Origin of the sequence: Streptomyces sp. NPDC001678, from assembly GCF_042892945.1 — a bacterium.
Taxonomy (GTDB): Bacteria; Actinomycetota; Actinomycetes; order Streptomycetales; family Streptomycetaceae; genus Streptomyces.
Genome location: NZ_JBIAUP010000002.1, coordinates 354,764 through 367,700, shown reverse-complemented (window position 1 = coordinate 367,700; position 12,937 = coordinate 354,764). Strand labels below are relative to the sequence as shown.

The following is a 12,937-nucleotide window of genomic DNA, read 5'->3' as shown; positions in this document are numbered from 1 at the left end:
TCCTACAGTCGGAGGCGTGTTTCTCGGCATGCTCTGCGCACTCGGCACGGCGGTCTGCTTCGGCACCGCGTCCGTCCTCCAGGCCGCCGCGACCCGGGCCACCGCGCCCGGCACGGGCTCCGGCCTGGACCCGATACTCCTGATGCGGGCGTTGCGCCAGTGGCGCTACCTCGCCGGCCTCGCCCTGGACGGCGTGGGCTTCCTGCTGGAGCTCGTCGCCCTCCGCACCCTGCCCATCTACGCGGTGGGCGCCGCCCTCGCCGCGAGCCTGGCCGTCACGGCCGTCACGGCCTCACGCGTGCTGAGCGTGCGACTCAGCGGCGTGGAGTGGGCGGCGGTGCTGGTGGTGTGCGGCGGGCTGGCGATGCTGGGCCTGTCCTCCGGCGCGGAGGGCACGGGCACGGGCGACACCGGGCTACGGGTCGGTGTCCTGGTCACGGCGGTGGGCGTCCTCGCCTTCGGCGCGGCGGCGGGCCGGGCGCGGGGGCGGACGCGGGCGGCGGCCCTGGGGTTGGGCGCGGGGATCGGCTTCGGGGTGGTGGAGGTCGCGGTCCGTCTGATCGACGACTTCGCACCGTCCGCCGTGCTGACCAACCCCGCTGCTTATGCCCTGCTGATCGGCGGTGGAGCGGCGTTCCTGCTCCTGACGTCGGCGCTCCAGCGCGGTTCGGTCACGGCCGCCACGGCGGGCATGGTCATCGGCGAGACCATTGGCCCGGCCTGGGTGGGCGTCGCCTGGCTCGGCGACCGCACGAGGGAGGGCCTGCTGCCGCTCGCCGTGACGGGCTTCGCGTTGGCGGTGGTGGGCGCGCTGGCGCTGGCACGGTTCGGGGAGGCGCCGGCGGAGGAGTGACCAGAGCTTCTTCCGGCAGACGTTTCCAGCAGGTGTGAGGCTGGATGGAGTGGGGTACGCGCTGTTGTGTCGTCGGCAACGACAGCGGGGCGACCGGTCGGCCATAAGGCCGCCGATCGCCCCGCGCCGCGCGTGTGCGTGTGAGTTACTCCGAGTCGACCGGACGCACGAACTCCAGGGTCCAGGTCTCCTGGAACTCCGGCTTCGGCGGCACGACTTCGATCTGAGCGCCGCGGTGGCCCGCCCGCAGGGCGAGGCCCTTCTCGTTGAGGATCTTCACGCCGCCCAGGACGCCTTCGAAGGTGAACTTCGCCAGCTCGGAGCGCTGGACGGCGTTGACGAAGACCTTGTCGTCGGCGATCACCAGACCGGCGGCGTCGTGGCTCGCGAGCCGGATCACATACGGCGAGCCGGGTACGGGCTCGGCGGGCTCGATGATCCACTCCTGCTCGATCGGGAGCGGGTTGAACCGGTCGACGATCACGGGCGCGCCGTGCTTCACCGCGTACTCCGTGGCCGTCACCAGGGAGGACGGACCGATGATGTGCGCGTGGATCTTGTAGATACCAGGCTTGATCGGGATCGGAGGCATGGGCGGGATGTCCTCTCTCACGGTCCGCTTCAACCGACGGCGGGCCGCCGCCGGTGACACGCCCTCTACCTTTGCGGCGCGCCCGGGCGCCGCCTAGGGCGGGATATCGCCAAGGCGATTACGGCGAGGAGTGATCGGTCGCGCTTGCGAATCCGGGTCGACCTACCGGGGGACAGTGGGCACATCCGCCGTGCCAAGGGGAGGCGGAGCCGCTACCGTGATGGTGCGACGTCCACCCGGTCGGGCCCCCGGTGGCTGTGCCAGCCAGGCATGGTCGACGGACGTGGCGAAAGGCGAGACCCGCCGCCAGGGGTACGGCGGCAGACGAAGCCCCACCGCCGGGACCACGGCGGCAGGGCCTCTTGGAAGGATGCACGCTGCACCCCTCGCTAGTTCTTCTGGCGAGGGTTACAGCCTGTGAGTCGCCTCCAACCACCAGCGGATTGCTGCCACGGCCATGGCGCCTAGCATCGGCGCAGACCAGCGGTAGATCCGATGCAGCTGGGTCCAGAGACGGCTACGGTCCTTCTTTTTGCGATGGCGCACGTGCTGCGCCTTTCTCCCGAGGTGGGTACAGCCCACCGGTCACCCCTCTCAGCGGAGGGCTGACCATGGGCGCGGCCACCCGGTGGCTCCGGGGAGGCCGCGCCCCAAACAGCCCCCCGTGCGGGTGGCTGACCGTTGCGGGCGCCCCGGAAAGACCGGCACGTCACTGCGTCATCAGGCGTGACCCTAGGGGCAGTTCGCGTCACACGATGACGGAATGCGGCGAGTTGGCACCTATCGAGGGATTGGTGGCGCAACCGTTCTAACGGCACCGACGAACTCGACCCAGGCGCCGGCCGGGAGGAGCAGGGTGGGCCCTGCGGGGGCTTTGCTGTCGCGGACGGGTATGAGGTCGCCGGGTATGGGGTCGGCGACCTCCAGGCAGTCCTCTTGACCGTCGCTGTACGTCGACTTGCGCCAAACAATGCGACTCAGATCGACTCGCATGCGCCGAAATCCTCCATTGCCTTCTCGATCCATCTGGCGGACGCCTCCGGGGGAAGCGCCAGCGCCTGGACGCGGTCGTACCGGTGGGAATGGCGCGCGACTCCCCGCCGGTCCTTCACCATGCCTGTCACGGCCCCGCCTTCCAGGTAGACAATGTCCGGCGCGTTGTCGAACGACAACACAGTCACTGATCCACCCATGGCGGCATGACCGCCGACCGCGAACGGCAGAACCTGCATTTCGACGTTCGGCGCCTGGATCGCCTCCAGCAGGTAGGTCAGTTGAGCCCGCATGGCGGAGGGCCCGCCCACTGGTCGTCGAATCACCGCTTCGTCCAGCACGGACCACAAGAGCGGCGGTTCCTCCTTCAGGAGCACGCTCCGGCGAGCGAGTCGCGCTGCCACCTTCTCCTCGATCTCCCCCGGAGTGCACCACGGCAGCGCATGACGCATTACCTCGCGCGCGTAGGATTCGGTCTGCAACAAGCCCGGGACTGTATGCGCCTGGTACTTGTGCATGGCGACGGCCCTCGTCTCGTACCGCTTGTACTGGCGGAACGCATCCGTGGGCGGAAATCGCTGAGCGTACTCCCACAGATCGTTCAGGTCGCCGTCCGCGCCCAGGAGCTCATCTAGCTGCTCGGACACCTCTCGCGAAGGCATCTCCTTGCCCAGCTCGAACTGAGCGATACGGCTATGGGAGAGAAAGACCTTCTCCGCCAGTTCCTTCTGCGTCCAACCAACCCGCATGCGCAACTTGCGCAACTTCGTTCCGTACAAGGCCGGTAGAGAACTGCTCGGGTCGAGTTCCTTGGGCGCAGGCATGGAGGCAACCACCCGTTTTCGTCTTGTCGCGCCGAAAGCCGTTACCCCTGGTGAGCGTAGACCCACGCCCCGATGCTGAGAACCGGAACCGGAGCAACAGACACGACCGAGGTAGCCCACCCATGCCACACGACAGCATCCGTCACACCGCCGCGCGCACGGCACGCGAGCTCTCCGATGCCTTCAAAGCTCACGGCTGTACGGTCCAGGTCGTCCCCCAAGGACCTGTCGACGGACAGATGTTCCTCTCTATCGACGACGCGCTCACCGGCTACGAAGCCCAAATCCTCATCGCCGCCCTGACCGCCTACACGGGCCCGCCGCCCTGCGAGGAGTGCCGGACCATCAAGCGGAGCCGGGCCATGGCCGTGCGCGACGGAAACCAGGGCATGGCCATGGCGATGGCCACCGCCATGGGGGTCCATCAGCGCGTATCGCACGGTTGATCTACTCGCAACCGTACGGGTGTTGGAGCACCTGATCGTGCCCTTTGGCACGCCCCCGTGGGGTACGTTTCGGCGCAGACGAATCGACCCCCGGCGGTGCTCGCAACACCAGTCCGGGGGTCTACATCCACCAGGAGAACGGACCTCCCTCAAGATGCTCCGGCATGTTATCGCGCCCACGCGCTTCTACACCCCGATCTCCAACGAGATCATCCGCCATCCCCGCCTCTCCTCCGACGCCAAGTGCCTTCTCCTCTGGCAGCTTTCGCTCCCGCCCGGCGTCGACGAGTCCCTCTCCGAGTCCGCCCGGCGCGCCGGGATCAAGAAGACCGCCTTCGGTCACGCCAAGCGCGAACTCATCGCCGAGGGCTACGTCCACGAGTGGCGCCTCCCCGGGCCCCGAGGACGCTGGTCCACGACACAGCTCGTATCGAATGTCCCGCTGACGGAGGCCGAGGCTCTGGCGCTGCGCGATGGCGACGAGCCGCCGACGGCCACTCCTCCGGCCCCCGGTCAGCCGACCGATCGAGCCGTCGGCCGTCCCCAGGAAAACACCGGGGAGGAAACCCCCAACCCTCCCGACCGCGCCACCGGCGTCCTCGCCACCATCTCCGGCTCCGAGCGGAGGCTGCGCCTCTCCGGGCGGGACATCCGGGCGCTCGCGCCGCTCGCGGCGGAGTGGTTCAGCCGGGGTGCGACCGTCGCCGAGCTGCGCGAAGCGCTGACCTCCGGCCTCCCGGACGTCGTCCGCTCCCCCGCCGCACTCACCCGTGACCGGCTGACGCGCAAGATGCCCGACCCGGCCCCCATTCCCGTCCCCCCGCCCGTCCCCCTCCGCTCCTGCGAGGGCGGCTGCGGGCGCGTCTTCCGCCCTGTCGCCGACGAGGCGGCCTGCCGTGACTGCCGTACCCAGAAAGCCAGTGCCGACGCCTCCGGCGCCGTCGCCGCCACCAGACGCGGCATGGCCGCGATCCGGGACATCCTCGCAGCTCAGACGTGATTGTCAGTGGGGCCGTACATCATCGTCCACATGACTGAGAGCACGCTGCACGACCTCGCCCGGACGCTTCTGCCCGCCGACCTCGCCGAGCGCTGGATCTCCCTGTGCCGCCCGGCCGCGCGGCTGGTGGCGACCCCGGAGCCGGGGGCGGAGGACGTGGTGGTCGGGCGGCTGGGCGGGCTGCCCGAGCTGCCGGAGGGCATGGCGTGGCCGGTGTGGGAGGGGCACGGGCCGCTGTCGTTCATCGCGTCGGTCGACTGTGCCGCGCTGCCCAAGGGCGCGCTGGACATAGCGCTGCCCGCCGACGGGACGCTGTCGTTCTTCTACTTCGACGGGCAGATCGACGACGGCGACTCCCTGGTCTGGCCCGGGGAGCCGGAGACGTGGGCGGGCGCCCGGGTCGTCCACGTCCCGGCCGGGGTCGCGGTGGCCGAGCGTGCCTGGCCCGTCGTCGACGACGAGGACGTGGAGTTCGAGCCGTACCCGGAGGTGCCGCTGACGGCCCGTGTGGAGTGGACCGCGCCCGACTCCTGGCACCCGGACTTCGTCTCGGCCCTGTACCGCGACGGTGTCGTCAAGGACCACAGCAGTCACCCGGCGGAGGCCGAGGCGTTCGTCGAGGCGATATGGGATCTGGAGCGGGACGCCGACCATCTCGTCGGCGGCCACGCCAACCCCGTCCAGAACCCCGTGGAGTACGAGATCGCCCACGGTGTCCTCAACCGCGACGGCGGCGACGTCTCCTGGAGCGACCCGCGCGTCACCGAGGAGGCCCGGCGCTGGACGCTCCTCGCCCAGATCGACACCGATGACGACGCCGACATGATGTGGGGCGACTGCGGCGCCCTCTACTGGCTCATACGCCCCGAGGACCTGGCAGCCGGCCGCTTCGACCGGGCGATGTTCACCATGCAGTGCTGCTGAACGCCGCACCGCGCCGAGCCGAGCCGAGCCGCACCCACAAGCTGCCGGGCCTGTCAACCGTTGCTAGCCTGAAAGTGTTCCATTTTTCCCAAAAGCGCAGTTCAGAGCCGAAAAGCTCAAAGAAGCAACTTATTGGGGGCGGTCATGGAATTCGCCAAGCTTGCACCCACGCTGGCCGCCGCCTACGGGCGGTACCGCGAGGACGACATCCCCGCATTGCGCCGGCAGTCGGCGACACTCGGCTGGGTCTCCGTGGACGAACCGGCCAAGCCGACGCGAGCGGTCGTCAATCTCGTCTGCACCCCGGGAGCCGTCCTGGACGACCTCAAGCACGAGGGGCTGGACATCAACGGAGGTGGAGACAGAGTACGCACGGCCATCGTCCCGTTCGACGCGCTGGAGGCCCTTTCCGAGCACGAGGGCATCGAGCGCATCTCCTCCGCGCATCTGCTGCGCCCCTACCTCGACGCGGCCCGCAGCACCGTGGGGCTGGACACCTTCCAGCACAACTCGCGCCTCACCGGCAAGGGAGTGCTGATCGGCTCGGTCGACAGTGGCATCGATACGAAGCATCCGGCGTTCCAGGGACGCATCGAGCGCGTCTGGGACCAGACGCTGCGCGGCAATGGTGTCCCGGAAGGCCACTTCGGCCAGGAGCTGACAGGTGCGCAGCTCGCCCAGTCCGGGGACGAGGAGGGCCACGGCACCCACGTCAGCGGGATATGCGCCGGAGCCGACCAGGTCTTCCAGGGCCTGGCGCCCGACGCCCGGATCGTGATGGTCAAGACGAACTTCCTCGACGGCTCGATCATCGCCGGGATCCAGTACATCTTCCGGATCGGCAAGGAGATGGGCCTGCCGACGGTCGTCAACCTCAGCCTCGGTGGGCACCACGACTCCCATGACGGCAAGGACGCGCTGTCCCTGGCGATCGACGAGGAGACCGGCCCCGGGCGCATCGTGTGCTGCGCTGCGGGCAACGAGGGCACGGACGACATCCACGCCCACGTCGACGTGAACGGCACCGCCGTCAGGTCCGTGCCGTGCATCCCCGACGCCAAGGGGCAGGACCAGGACTTCATGCTCAACGGCTGGTACTCGACCGACAGCGACTTCGAGATCGCCATCGCCTCGCCGTCCGGACATGCGACGGACTTCCAGGAGGTTCGCGCCCTCACGGAGAACCCCACCGTGGCCCACCGGCTGCCGGAGGGGCTCGTGGAGCTCTCCACCCAGCCGGCCACGCCTCTGAACAAGGACCGTAATTTCTTCGTCGTCGTACAGCCCGGACCCAGCGTCGGGTCCCGGATGCTGTCGACATGGCAGTTGCTGATCCGTGGCGCCACGGCGTCGGACCGCGGTCCCGCGGACGTCTGGATCCTGGACCAGAGCGGCCGTGCGCACTTCAACGGCCCGATGACGTCCTCCGACATGAAGATCGGCTCTCCGGGCTGCGCCTCCTCGGCGGTCACCGTCGCGGCGTTCGCCACCAAGACGTCCTGGGAGGACATCGACAAGGAGTCCTTCTCCGCCCCCTGGTTGCGGCTGGCCGACATCGCGGACTTCAGCAGTGACGGGCCGCTGCGGGACGGCGGGCAGAAGCCCGATGTGACGGCCCCGGGCGCCTTGATCGCGTCCTCGCTGTCGCGGGACTCCGCACCGGACCGCCCGTTCACGCTCGACACCGAGCACGTGCTCATGCAGGGCACGAGCATGGCGTCGCCGTTCATGGCGGGCGTGTGCGCGCTCCTGCTGCAGAGGGACGGCACCCTCGGTCCCGCGCAGGTCAAGGCCCTCCTGAAGTCCCACTCCGCCATACCCCACCGCCAGGGGGCCGGGTTCGACCCGAAGTGGGGGTTCGGACTGATAGACGCCGCCGGCCTGTGACGAACGGGAGCACCATGGGCTCATGGACCACGCAAAGCTCGACGGCCCCCTCGCCCTCCGCGTCGAGAACACGACGGAGGAGGACCGGGAGGCCAGAGCGATCCCCGTGATCATCCGGCTGGCCGACGCCCCCTCGGAGGAGCAGTCCGCGATCCTGCGCGACTGCGGCGTCTCCGGCCCGCCCGAGGGGCGCAGGACCACTTCGGCCGACCTGTCGCGACGGGACGTCGAGCGGCTCTCGGACGAGCCGTGGGTGACGGCACTGTCCCTGTCGATGCCGCGCTATCCGATGCGGCCGGCGCGGAGGGGCGGGTTGTCCTGACCCCGGTCGCCCCCGCGGACGGCTAGGACATCGGTGGCAGGACGTCGATGAGCGTCTCCAGCGCCCCCGCGAAGGCGTGCTTCGCGGGCGTGCCGTAGGCCACGATCAGGCCGTCGCGGCCGTCCGGTACCGGGGAGGGGACGGAGTCGTCCACGGCCGAGTGGCGGAAGGCGCTCAGGCCTTGCACCGCCAGGCCCCGCCAGGCGGCGGCCTGGATCGTGGACTGCTCGGTGCCCGGGGGGAGTTCGAGGACGGCGTGGAGGCCTGCGGCGATGCCGGTGACGCGGATGTGGGGGGCGTGCCGGGCGAGGGCGGAGACGAGGTCGTCGCGGCGGCGGCGATAGTGGAGGCGCATGGCGCGGATGTGACGGTCGTAGCCGCCGGAGTCGATGAACTCGGCGAGGGTGAGCTGGTCGAGGACGCCCATGCCCCACTCGCCGGACCGTCGCAGGTCCACGACGTCGGCGACGAGGTGTTCGGGAAGGACGAGCCAGGCCAGACGCAGGCCGGGGGCAAGGGACTTGCTGGCGGTGCCGCAGTAGACGACGTGCTCGGGGGCCAGGCCCTGGAGGGCGCCGACGGGCTGGCGGTCGTAGCGGAACTCGCCGTCGTAGTCGTCCTCGACGATCAGGCCACCCGTGCGGGAGGCCCAGTCGGCGACGGCGGCGCGGCGATCGGGGTGGAGGGGGACGCCTGTGGGGAACTGGTGGGCGGGGGTGAGGAGGACGGAACGGACGTTCCGCCGCGCCTCGTCGTCCAGCTCGGCGACCCGCGCACCCTGGCCGTCCACGGTCAGCGGGGCCGCCCGGAGCCCGGCCCGTTCGATGATGTCGTGGTGGACCCACAGGCTGTACGACTCGACGCCCATCGACCGCACGCCGCGCTGCCGCAGCACTCGCCCCAGCAGGGCGAGCCCTTGGGCGAAGCCCGCGCACAGCACGATGCGTTCAGGGGTCGCACGGACGCCGCGCGCCCGCGCCAGATAGCCGGCGAGGGCTTCGCGCAGCTCGGGGCGGCCCCGGCCGTCGCCGTAGCCGAAGGCCTCGTGGGGGACGGCGGCCATGGCGCGGCGGGCGGCGGAGAGCCAGGCGGCACGGGGGAAGGAGGAGACGTCGCAGGGGCCGGGGCGCAGGTCGTGGACGGGCGGCGGCGGGGTGCGGGGCGGGGTGGCACGGCGGTGGGCGGGGGCCGGGCGGGGCGGCGCGGTCCGGGCGGCCACCCGGGTGCCGGAGCCCTGCCGGGCGGTGAGCCAGCCCTCCGCGACGAGCTCGCCGTAGGCGTCGGCGACGGTGTTGCGGGCGAGCCCGAGGTCGGCGGCGAGGGAGCGGGAAGAGGGCAGCCGGGTGCCGGGGGCCAGCCGCCCGGAGCGTACGGCTTCGCGCAGCGCGTCGGTGAGCGCGGCGCGCACGCCACGCTCACCCGCGCCGGTGCCCGCTCCCGTGCCGGTGCCAGTGCCGGTGCCCGGTCCGGCTTCCGTTCCCGCGCCCGCGTTCGCGTCCGCGCGGGGGAGGTCCAGGTGGAGGTCCACCCCGGAAATGGCCCACGTTTTCTCCATGGGAATGGACCATACCGCTGGGCTATCCCTGGCGTAGCGTCGGTGGCATGACGACGACGGAGAACACTCCCAGCACCCACCAGCACGGTCCCCGCATGGACTTCTACAAGCACGCCCCCGAGGTCCGGAAGGCGATGTTCGCCCTCTCCAAGGCCGCGAACCAGGGCGTGGACCCGGTCATCGGCGAGCTGGTGAAGATCCGCGCCTCGCAGCTCAACCACTGCGCGTTCTGCATCGACATGCACGTCAAGGACGCCCGTAAGGCGGGCGAGTCCGAGGCGCGCATCTACCTCCTCAACGCCTGGGAGGAGGCCACCGGCTACTACACCGAGAAGGAGCAGGCGGCCCTCGCCCTCACCGAGGCCATCACGGTCCTCACGGACGGCTTCGTTCCGGACGAGGTCTACGAGCGTGCCGCGCGCCACTTCTCCGAGGAGGAGCTGGCGCACCTCATCGCCGCGATCATCGTGATCAACTCCTGGAACCGCATCAGCGTCTCGACCCGCGTCCAGGCGGGGTCCTACCAGCCCTGATCCCCAGCTGTTCCCCATGGGCGTAGTGGCCCACGTTCTCCGAGGAGAAATGGACCACTCCACCCGCCTCTCGCGGGCCTACGGTCGTTCGTATGAGAGCGAACGACGCGGCAGTGGCCGCCTTCCGGGCCCGCCATCACAGCAGTGCCACCGACGGTCCGCTCGTGCTGCCCGGCCCCTGGGACGCCGCCAGCGCCCGGGCCTTCGCCGACGCCGGGTTCCGGGCACTGGCGACGCCGAGCGCGGGGGTCTCGGCATCGCTGGGGTACGCGGACGGGGAAGCTCCGGCAGCGGAAATGCTGACGGCGGTGGGCCGGATCGTGAGGGCTGTCGCTGCCGAAGGGGTGGTCGTCACCGCCGATGTGGAGGACGGCTATGGGCTACCGCCCCGTGAGCTCGTCGAACGCCTCCTGGAGACCGGCGTGGTCGGCTGCAACCTGGAGGACACCGACCGGCGGACCGGCCTGCTCAAGGAGCCGGACGAGCAGGCCGACTGGCTGGCCGCCGTCGTGGCCGAGGCGGACGGACGGCTCGTCGTCAACGCCCGTATCGACACCTTCCTGAAGGGCGTCGAGGGCGCCGCCCCCGCCGTCGAACGCGGGCTGCTGTACGCCGCGGCCGGCGCCGACTGCGTCTACCCGATCCTCGCGCCCGCCGAGTTGCTCGCGCCGATCGCCGAACGCGTCGGACTGCCGGTCAACGCCCTCGCCATGCCCGGCGGGCCCTCCCCCGCCGAGCTCGGCGCGCTCGGCGCCGCCCGGGTCACCTTCGGGGGCGGGCTGCACCGGCGGGCGATGGCGGCGGTGTCGGAGATCGCCGCCGGGCTGCAGCTCACTGCCGGGCTGCGGGACTAGCCCTGGTCCCTGGCCACTCCGACGGGCGGCTGCCCGTCCGGCAGCAGCGCCCCCAGCACCCAGCCCATGTGCTCGGTGGCCGCCAGGATCAGCACCTGCTTGTCACCGTCGCGGCACTCCGCGACCAAGGCCCCGTTCTCCATGTAAATGGAGGGGTCCGTGCGGTAGACGGGGCGGACGCGCTCCACGACCAGGGTGCCCGGCACGGTCGTGCGGAGGATGCGGCCGGTGGGGTCGACGGTCGTCGCGAGCAGGCCGGGACCCGCGACGAGCGTGTGGAACCCCTCCTTGCTGTACGAGACGTCGCCGGTGATCACGCCGCCGAAGACCTCTTCCCGAGTGGGCATCCGTGGGACGACCTCGACCGTGTCGGTCTCCTTCCGGCGGTCCCGGAGGGCGTTCCAGACCATCACGGCGGCCGCGACAGTCACGATGGGCACGGCGACGTAGCCGGTCCAGCGCAGTGCCCCCGCCATCGTGTCCTGGTAGTAGCCGAACGGCGCCCCGGCCGCCGCGATGCCGAAGGCCGCGATGCAAGGGACCGAGGTCTGCCAGGGCGCGCGTCGCGGCGACTTGGCGGACCGGCGGGCCAGCCAGTACGCCGTCCAGAGGAAGGCCAGGGAGAGGGGCGCCACCGCCAGGCCGATGGCGGTGGGGGTGCGGAAGTCGTCCGTCGGGTCCGCCTCGGCGTACTGCCGCTCGCCACGGAATTCGAACGCCCTGATCTCGCCCTTCCAGTACCAGGCGGTCACCTGGTCACCGGCCTTGACGACGTCTACGACCGGGCTCTGCCCCCGCAGTTCGACGAGCGGGCGCGAGCCGTCGCGTCCGGCGACGCGCAAGTAGTAGTGGGGGAACTTCTTCGTCTCGTCCCGAGCGACCTTGACCACCGTGAACGGCTCCGGCCGCAGGCAGTCGCCTGCCGCCGGGCACGTGGGTGCCGCCCGGAAGTCGCGTCCCTCGGCGTGCTTCGCGGGGACGGTGAGGAGGAGCAGGATGGCGGCGGCTGTCGCCAGGACGACGCCGACGGCCGCGTGGATGGCGGCCGCGCGGCGGTCCTTGCGGAGTGCGCGTGTTATGCGCCCAGGGTTGGACATATGGGCATTGTGCGCCTGCGGGTGGGAGGCGGTTCGGGTGGGGGTGCTACCCCTCGAACGCCGGCGAGGCTAGTTGACCCACTTCTTCCACTTGTCCGGGTGGCCGTCCACCCACTTCTTCGCCGCCTTCTCCGGCGCCAGCTTTTCCTCGGCGATCATCTGGGCGACCTCGTTCTGGTCGGCCTTCGTCCAGTGGAAGTCCTTCAGGAAACGGGCCGCCTTGCCGCCCTTACTCGCGAAGTCCGTGTTGAGGTATTTCTTCAGGGACGTCGTCGGGTAGGCGCAGTCGATCGTCGACGGGTCCTTCGCGCCCTTGTCCGCGCAGGCGTCCGTGTACTCCGGAAGCTTCACCTCGACCATCGGGACCTCGTTGAAGAGCCACTGGGGCTCGTACCAGTAGGTCAGGAAGGGCTTCTTCTCCTTCGCGAACTGCTTGATCTGGGTGATCTGCGCCGCCTCCGACCCCGCGAAGACGACCTGGTAGTCCAGCTTCAGGTTCTTCACCAGCGCCTTGTCGTTGGTGACGTACGACGGGGAGCCGTCGAGGAGCTGGCCCTTCCCTCCGCTCTCGGAAGTCTTCAGCTGCGCGGCGTATTTGTTGAGGTTCTTCCAGTCCAGGACGTCGGGGTGGGCGTCGGCGAAGTACTTGGGGACCCACCAGCCGATGTGGCCGGTGACCCCGAGGTCGCCGCCTTCCGTGATCGTCTTCTTGTCCCGGACGTAGCGCTTCTCCTGGTCCGGGTGGCCCCAGTCCTCCATGATCGCGTCCACGCGGCCCTGGCTGAGGGCGTCCCAGGCCGGGACCTCGTCCACCTGCACGGTGTCCACGCGGTAGCCCAGCTCGTGCTCCAGCAGGTACTGCGCCACCGCCGCGTTGGCGCGGGCGCCGACCCACGACTGGACGGAGAGGGTCACGGTCTTCGCGCCCGCCGCGTTGGCGTACGGGGACGCCTGCTTGGTCATGTCCGCCGCGCCGCAACCGGTGGCGGTGGCGGCCAGCAGGGCCGCCGCCGGGAGGGCGATCAGTGCCTTGCGCTTCATGCCGATGCGCTTCATG

The 12,937-nt window shown here is 70.5% G+C and carries 14 protein-coding genes; 8 read left to right on the top strand and 6 right to left on the bottom strand.

What is annotated here, in order from left to right:
* Nucleotides 1-28: 28 nt before the first annotated feature.
* A complete protein-coding gene (locus ACFYZR_RS05190; protein WP_391906020.1) occupies nucleotides 29-853 on the top strand; it encodes a hypothetical protein in 825 nt (274 codons plus the stop codon).
* A gap of 145 nt (nucleotides 854-998) precedes the next feature.
* Here ACFYZR_RS05190 and ACFYZR_RS05185 read toward each other — a convergent pair whose 3' ends face one another.
* From ACFYZR_RS05185 to ACFYZR_RS05175, 3 genes are all read right to left on the bottom strand, one after another.
* Nucleotides 999-1,445 (bottom strand): hypothetical protein, encoded by a 447-nt coding sequence (locus tag ACFYZR_RS05185; RefSeq protein ID WP_391905222.1) that lies wholly within the window; start codon nucleotides 1,443-1,445, stop codon nucleotides 999-1,001.
* A gap of 780 nt (nucleotides 1,446-2,225) precedes the next feature.
* Nucleotides 2,226-2,438 (bottom strand): DUF397 domain-containing protein, encoded by a 213-nt coding sequence (locus ACFYZR_RS05180; RefSeq protein ID WP_391905219.1) that lies wholly within the window; start codon nucleotides 2,436-2,438, stop codon nucleotides 2,226-2,228.
* The gene (locus tag ACFYZR_RS05175; protein WP_391905217.1) at nucleotides 2,423-3,262 is read right to left on the bottom strand and encodes a Scr1 family TA system antitoxin-like transcriptional regulator; all 840 of its coding nucleotides are present in this window, start codon (nucleotides 3,260-3,262) and stop codon (nucleotides 2,423-2,425) included. The genes ACFYZR_RS05180 and ACFYZR_RS05175 overlap by 16 nt, the downstream gene beginning before the upstream one ends.
* Before the next feature lie 122 nt (nucleotides 3,263-3,384).
* Between ACFYZR_RS05175 and ACFYZR_RS05170 the strand changes: the two genes are divergently transcribed.
* The 5 genes from ACFYZR_RS05170 to ACFYZR_RS05150 all read left to right on the top strand — a co-directional run bounded on the left by ACFYZR_RS05170 (nucleotide 3,385) and on the right by ACFYZR_RS05150 (nucleotide 7,841).
* Complete coding sequence (locus ACFYZR_RS05170) at nucleotides 3,385-3,708, top strand: hypothetical protein (protein ID WP_391905214.1); 324 nt, start codon at nucleotides 3,385-3,387, stop codon at nucleotides 3,706-3,708.
* Between the two features lie 154 nt (nucleotides 3,709-3,862).
* Entirely contained in the window at nucleotides 3,863-4,708 is an 846-nt protein-coding gene (locus ACFYZR_RS05165) for a hypothetical protein (RefSeq protein ID WP_391905212.1), read from the top strand.
* A 30-nt stretch (nucleotides 4,709-4,738) separates the two neighbouring features.
* Complete coding sequence (locus tag ACFYZR_RS05160) at nucleotides 4,739-5,632, top strand: YwqG family protein (protein ID WP_391905209.1); 894 nt, start codon at nucleotides 4,739-4,741, stop codon at nucleotides 5,630-5,632.
* A gap of 144 nt (nucleotides 5,633-5,776) precedes the next feature.
* Entirely contained in the window at nucleotides 5,777-7,519 is a 1,743-nt protein-coding gene (locus ACFYZR_RS05155; protein ID WP_391905206.1) for a S8 family serine peptidase, read from the top strand.
* A 22-nt stretch (nucleotides 7,520-7,541) separates the two neighbouring features.
* Nucleotides 7,542-7,841 carry a hypothetical protein gene (locus tag ACFYZR_RS05150; protein ID WP_391905204.1) on the top strand — a complete coding sequence of 100 codons (300 nt, stop codon included), beginning with the start codon at nucleotides 7,542-7,544 and terminating at the stop codon, nucleotides 7,839-7,841.
* A gap of 22 nt (nucleotides 7,842-7,863) precedes the next feature.
* Here ACFYZR_RS05150 and ACFYZR_RS05145 read toward each other — a convergent pair whose 3' ends face one another.
* On the bottom strand, nucleotides 7,864-9,396 hold the full coding sequence (locus tag ACFYZR_RS05145; protein WP_391905201.1) for a PLP-dependent aminotransferase family protein: 1,533 nt from the start codon (nucleotides 9,394-9,396) through the stop codon (nucleotides 7,864-7,866).
* Between the two features lie 47 nt (nucleotides 9,397-9,443).
* Here ACFYZR_RS05145 and ACFYZR_RS05140 point away from each other — a divergent pair, with 47 nt between their 5' ends.
* Entirely contained in the window at nucleotides 9,444-9,929 is a 486-nt protein-coding gene (locus tag ACFYZR_RS05140; protein ID WP_391905198.1) for a carboxymuconolactone decarboxylase family protein, read from the top strand.
* Nucleotides 9,930-10,021: 92 nt separating this feature from the next.
* Nucleotides 10,022-10,783 (top strand): isocitrate lyase/phosphoenolpyruvate mutase family protein, encoded by a 762-nt coding sequence (locus ACFYZR_RS05135; protein ID WP_391905195.1) that lies wholly within the window; start codon nucleotides 10,022-10,024, stop codon nucleotides 10,781-10,783.
* Here ACFYZR_RS05135 and ACFYZR_RS05130 read toward each other — a convergent pair.
* On the bottom strand, nucleotides 10,780-11,880 hold the full coding sequence (locus ACFYZR_RS05130; RefSeq protein WP_391905192.1) for a hypothetical protein: 1,101 nt from the start codon (nucleotides 11,878-11,880) through the stop codon (nucleotides 10,780-10,782). The genes ACFYZR_RS05135 and ACFYZR_RS05130 overlap by 4 nt on opposite strands.
* A 69-nt stretch (nucleotides 11,881-11,949) precedes the next feature.
* Nucleotides 11,950-12,936, bottom strand: a complete 987-nt coding sequence (locus ACFYZR_RS05125; protein WP_391905190.1) for an ABC transporter substrate-binding protein — start codon at nucleotides 12,934-12,936, stop codon at nucleotides 11,950-11,952.
* Nucleotide 12,937 lies beyond the last annotated feature (1 nt).

What these genes read in the sequence shown, in the direction of transcription:
- ACFYZR_RS05190 (WP_391906020.1), top strand. Translation starts at nt 29, where the DNA reads ATGCTCTGCGCACTCGGCACGGCGGTCTGCTTCGGCACCGCGTCCGTC.
- ACFYZR_RS05185 (WP_391905222.1), bottom strand. Translation starts at nt 1,445, where the DNA reads ATGCCTCCGATCCCGATCAAGCCTGGTATCTACAAGATCCACGCGCAC.
- ACFYZR_RS05180 (WP_391905219.1), bottom strand. Translation starts at nt 2,438, where the DNA reads ATGCGAGTCGATCTGAGTCGCATTGTTTGGCGCAAGTCGACGTACAGC.
- ACFYZR_RS05175 (WP_391905217.1), bottom strand. Translation starts at nt 3,262, where the DNA reads ATGCCTGCGCCCAAGGAACTCGACCCGAGCAGTTCTCTACCGGCCTTG.
- ACFYZR_RS05170 (WP_391905214.1), top strand. Translation starts at nt 3,385, where the DNA reads ATGCCACACGACAGCATCCGTCACACCGCCGCGCGCACGGCACGCGAG.
- ACFYZR_RS05165 (WP_391905212.1), top strand. Translation starts at nt 3,863, where the DNA reads ATGCTCCGGCATGTTATCGCGCCCACGCGCTTCTACACCCCGATCTCC.
- ACFYZR_RS05160 (WP_391905209.1), top strand. Translation starts at nt 4,739, where the DNA reads ATGACTGAGAGCACGCTGCACGACCTCGCCCGGACGCTTCTGCCCGCC.
- ACFYZR_RS05155 (WP_391905206.1), top strand. Translation starts at nt 5,777, where the DNA reads ATGGAATTCGCCAAGCTTGCACCCACGCTGGCCGCCGCCTACGGGCGG.
- ACFYZR_RS05150 (WP_391905204.1), top strand. Translation starts at nt 7,542, where the DNA reads ATGGACCACGCAAAGCTCGACGGCCCCCTCGCCCTCCGCGTCGAGAAC.
- ACFYZR_RS05145 (WP_391905201.1), bottom strand. Translation starts at nt 9,396, where the DNA reads ATGGAGAAAACGTGGGCCATTTCCGGGGTGGACCTCCACCTGGACCTC.
- ACFYZR_RS05140 (WP_391905198.1), top strand. Translation starts at nt 9,444, where the DNA reads ATGACGACGACGGAGAACACTCCCAGCACCCACCAGCACGGTCCCCGC.
- ACFYZR_RS05135 (WP_391905195.1), top strand. Translation starts at nt 10,022, where the DNA reads ATGAGAGCGAACGACGCGGCAGTGGCCGCCTTCCGGGCCCGCCATCAC.
- ACFYZR_RS05130 (WP_391905192.1), bottom strand. Translation starts at nt 11,880, where the DNA reads ATGTCCAACCCTGGGCGCATAACACGCGCACTCCGCAAGGACCGCCGC.
- ACFYZR_RS05125 (WP_391905190.1), bottom strand. Translation starts at nt 12,936, where the DNA reads ATGAAGCGCATCGGCATGAAGCGCAAGGCACTGATCGCCCTCCCGGCG.